The following is a 4,129-nucleotide window of genomic DNA, read 5'->3' as shown; positions in this document are numbered from 1 at the left end:
CCGGGCCGCCTGCGACAGGATCAGCGATACCACCAAGACCAGCACGGCTGGATCGACATCGCCTATCACGTAGGCGTCGACCGCAATGGCAACATCTACGAACTGCGGAGCACCGCTATCGCAGGCGACACCGCGACGGACTACGACACCACAGGCCATTTCCTCGTCCTCTGCCTCGGAGACTTCGATCAAGAGGCTGTGTCGGACGCCCAGCTTCATGGGACCGCCGTCGCGTTCGCTTGGGCCGCTCAGGCCTTTAGCGTCGCGAGCAGCACATTGCGGGGCCATCGGGATCTAGCCCAGACATCTTGCCCGGGCGCAAACCTGTATGCCCATCTCTCGTCCGGTGACCTGAAGCGCCGCATCGACGATCTGCTTGCCGCCGGGCGTGTGGATCTCCAGCCCTTTTGCGGACCCGAGGCTTCGGCAAGAGTCGCAGCGATCGAGGCAGGCACGTGATTGGGCCATTCAAGGCCACGCTCACCGCTGCGGAGCTGCAATTGCGGGAGCAGGTTCGCGCGTTCCTGGCCGAGACGCTGCCCTGGGGGACGTTCGAGCCCGGCATGGGGATGGGGGCCGAGGTCGATCCAAAGTTCTCCGCCGCGTTGGCTGAGCGCGGCTGGATCGGCATGGCGGTCCCCGCGCGCTATGGCGGTCGCGACGCCACCGCCGTCGACCGCTTTGTCGTCGTCGAAGAGCTGCTGCGCTGGGGTGCCCCGGTCGGGCATCACTGGGTGGCCGACCGGCAGATCGCCCCGGTGCTCGTGCGGTATGGCACCGAGGAACAGAAACAGTGGCTGTTGCCTCGAATCTGCCGGGGAGAGTTGTGTTTTTGCATCGGCATGAGTGAGCCGGACGCCGGAAGCGACCTTGCGTCGGTGCGGACGCGTGGTGTGCGCGACGGTGACGGCTGGCGGGTGTCGGGCGTGAAGGTATGGACGAGCAACGCCATGCGCGCCGATTTCATGATCGCGCTGTGCCGCACCGGGGAGGGCGAACGCCATGCGGGGCTAAGCCGGTTCCTGATCGATATGCGCAGTCCTGGCGTGACGGTCAAGCCGATCCCCTTCCTGAATGGAAGTACCGACCACTTCGCCGAGGTGCTCCTTGACGGCGTGCTGGTGCCCGATGAGATGGTGATCGGCGAAATCGGTCAGGGTTGGGCGCAGAACGCCAACGAGTTGGCCTTTGAGCGCAGTGGCCCAGACCGGTGGATTTCGACATTGCTTGTCGTGCAAGAGTTCATCCGCGAGTGGCCGGATCTGGCCGCCAGCCCCGCCGGGACTCGGCTGATCGGCGAACTCGTGGCCCAATACTGGGTGCTGCGTAGGCTTTCGCTGGCCGTGGCCAGGGCGATCGACGCGGGCGGCACGCCTGCAGCCGAAGCCGCACTCATCAAGGAGATGGGCACCCGATTCGAACAGGATGTTGTCAGCGCGCTGCGGGAGTTGTTGGATCGTGAGATCGTATGCGGCCTGGACCCCGCGCCATCGTTGTTCGAACGGTTGCTACGCCGCGCTGTCCTAGAGGCGCCGTCGTTTACCATCCGAGGCGGTACCAATGAGGTGCTGCGCTCGGTCGCCGTTAAAGGCTTGTCATGAGTGACAACGAACTGTACAGCGCGGCGGCCAAACTGTTTGCCGCCCACAGCCGGTGGGAGGATGCCGGTGAAGCCGAAGTCACCGGCTGGGCGCCAAATCTATGGAACGCATTGCAGCAGAGCGGATTCAGTGACGTCCCCATTCCGGAGGCGCTGGGCGGAGCCGGTGGCAGCGTTGCCGACGCGGTTCAACTGCTTCGTGCCGCGGGAGCACACGCGGCGCCCGTCCCGCTGGCTGAGGCCGGACTGGTCGGCGGGTGGCTATTGGCGTCTGCAGGTCTCGCGCTGCCGGAAGGTGTTCGTACGGTACTGCCGCCGGCTGCGACGCTGCGTCTCGACGGCGACCGCCTGTTCGGTACCGCGCCTGCTGTGGCGTGGGGTCACCGCGCCGAGCATCTCATCGGGCTCGTCGACGGCGTCGTCGTGCTCGCACCCGGCCCAGCCACATCGTCCGGCGGTCCGGCCGTCAGCCGCGGAGCCAACCTCGCCGATGAGCCCCGTGACACCGTGTTTTTCGATGGCGTGCCGGTAATCGCATGCGCCGACGCGCCGAACGGAGTCACCGAACAAACACTCTGGGAGCGCACTGCGCTTGGGCGTACCGCGTTGATGACCGGAGCGATAAGTGCCATCGCGGCAATGACATTGCGCTATAGCGGTGAACGTGAGCAGTTCGGACGGCCCATCGGTCGTTTCCAGGCCGTGCAGGCCCACTTGGTCACCATTCACCAGCAGGCCGCCGTGGTCGCATCCGCTATCGACGGTGCGGTCGAGGCGGTCGAGCTCGGCCGGGGTAGCTTCGAAATCGCTTGCGCCAAACTGCTTGCCGACCGGGCCGCGCAGTTGGTGACGGCGGCCGCACATCAGACGCATGGCGCTATCGGTATGACGAAGGAGTATCCGTTGCATTATCTGACCCGTCGACTCTGGGCCTGGCGAGACGAAGGCGGGGGGCATCATCGCTGGGCGGACCAGCTGGGTACAGCCCTTGTCGCCCGCGGCCCCGATGCCTTATACCCCGCCATCCAGTCTGGGTCCGAGGTGATGCAATGAACCGACTGCAGCGCGACGACGGGGTCACGTTGGCTTTTCAGGTGCGCAACCCGCAGGCGGCCGGTGTGCCGCTTCTGCTCACGCACGGCTTCGGCGCCACTGCGGGGATGTGGGAGCGGAATGTCGATGCCTTGAGTGTCGATCGGCCAGTGATTGTCTGGGACCAGCGTGGGCACGGCAGCAGCGATGCACCCGACGACATGGCCAGCTACAGCGAACAGATCAGTGTCGCCGACATGGCGGCCATTCTCGACGCCGCGGGTGCCGATCGGGCTGTGCTCGGCGGAATGTCCTTGGGCGGCTACCTATCCCTTGCCTTCCACCTCGTCCATCCGGAGCGGGTGGCCGCGCTGGTGCTGGTCGACACTGGGCCGGGCTACCGCAACGACGAAGCCCGCGACAAGTGGAACGCGTGGGTAGAACGACGTGCGCAACAACTTGAGCGGGGCGAAGGGCGCGTCGACACGTCGGCGGAACTCGCGCAGGCGGTGCATGAGCATCCCGAGGGACTGCCCCGCGCCGCCCGCGGTGTGATGGCCCAAAAGGACGCTCGCGTAATCACGTCGCTCGACAGCATCGCGGTGCCCGCGTTGGTGATCGTCGGCGCCGAGGACACCGACTTTCTGGCCGGGGCCGAGTACATGCACCGCCACATCCCCAATTCCCGCAAGGTTGTCATCGACGACGCGGGACATGCGGCGAACATGGACCAGCCCGAGACGTTCAACGCCGCCGTGCGCGAATTTCTGGAAAAGCTGTGACCGCAACGGATGTCACCGTCGAATCCGTCGGCCACGTGGCGGTGCTAGAAATCCATCGGCCCCCGAACAACTTCTTTGATGCCGCGTTGATCAAGGGCATTGCTGACGCCTACGAGCGACTGGACCACGACGTCGAATGCCGCGCGATCGTCTTGTGCACGGAGGGAAAGCACTTCTGCGCCGGCGCCGACTTCTCCCGGCCCGCTGAGGATCGGGTATCGCCCAATGAGCTTTATGCTCAAGCCATCCGGCTGTTCCGCTCGACCAAGCCGGTTGTCGCCGCGGTGCAGGGCGCTGCGATCGGCGGCGGACTCGGGCTTGCCCTAAGCGCAGACTTTCGCGTGGCCGCGCCCTCCTCGAAATTCGCGGCCAACTTCAGCAGACTGGGGTTTCATCCCGGCTTCGGGATTACCGCCACACTGCCGCGCGTCGTGGGCCAGCAAAAGGCACTCGAGTGGATGCTCACCGGTGAGCGTTTCGGTGGTGAAATCGCCTATGCGGCAGGGTTGGTCGACGAATTGGCCGATGACGGTGATGTGCGCCCGGCGGCGATCCGGTTCGCCGAGCGAATCGCCGGCTCGGCTCCCTTGGCCCTGACGAGCATCCGTGCCACCACGCGCGCCGGCCTGGTCGAAGCGGTCGCCGCGGCCACCGCCCACGAACTCGAAGAGCAACGCCGGCTCCAGGCGACCGCCGACTTCCGCGAGGGCGTGGC

At 65.9% G+C, this 4,129-nt stretch carries 5 protein-coding genes; all 5 read left to right on the top strand.

The window, feature by feature from the left end:
- On the top strand, positions 1-459 hold a 459-nt coding region (locus tag WBF82_RS02700; protein ID WP_424381560.1), incomplete at its 5' end, for an N-acetylmuramoyl-L-alanine amidase.
- On the top strand, positions 456-1,601 hold the full coding sequence (locus WBF82_RS02695) for an acyl-CoA dehydrogenase family protein (protein ID WP_424381559.1): 1,146 nt from the start codon (positions 456-458) through the stop codon (positions 1,599-1,601). The genes WBF82_RS02700 and WBF82_RS02695, both read left to right, overlap by 4 nt.
- Positions 1,598-2,653 (top strand): acyl-CoA dehydrogenase family protein, encoded by a 1,056-nt coding sequence (locus WBF82_RS02690; protein WP_424381558.1) that lies wholly within the window; start codon positions 1,598-1,600, stop codon positions 2,651-2,653. The genes WBF82_RS02695 and WBF82_RS02690 overlap by 4 nt, the downstream gene beginning before the upstream one ends.
- Positions 2,650-3,414, top strand: a complete 765-nt coding sequence (locus WBF82_RS02685; RefSeq protein ID WP_424381557.1) for an alpha/beta fold hydrolase — start codon at positions 2,650-2,652, stop codon at positions 3,412-3,414. The genes WBF82_RS02690 and WBF82_RS02685 overlap by 4 nt, the downstream gene beginning before the upstream one ends.
- A partial coding sequence (locus tag WBF82_RS02680; RefSeq protein ID WP_424381556.1) for an enoyl-CoA hydratase/isomerase family protein occupies positions 3,411-4,129 on the top strand: 719 nt, incomplete at its 3' end. The genes WBF82_RS02685 and WBF82_RS02680, both read left to right, overlap by 4 nt.

The organism is Mycobacterium sp. (assembly GCF_049673265.1).
GTDB lineage: Bacteria > Actinomycetota > Actinomycetes > Mycobacteriales > Mycobacteriaceae > Mycobacterium.
This window is presented reverse-complemented; position numbering and strand designations above follow the sequence as displayed.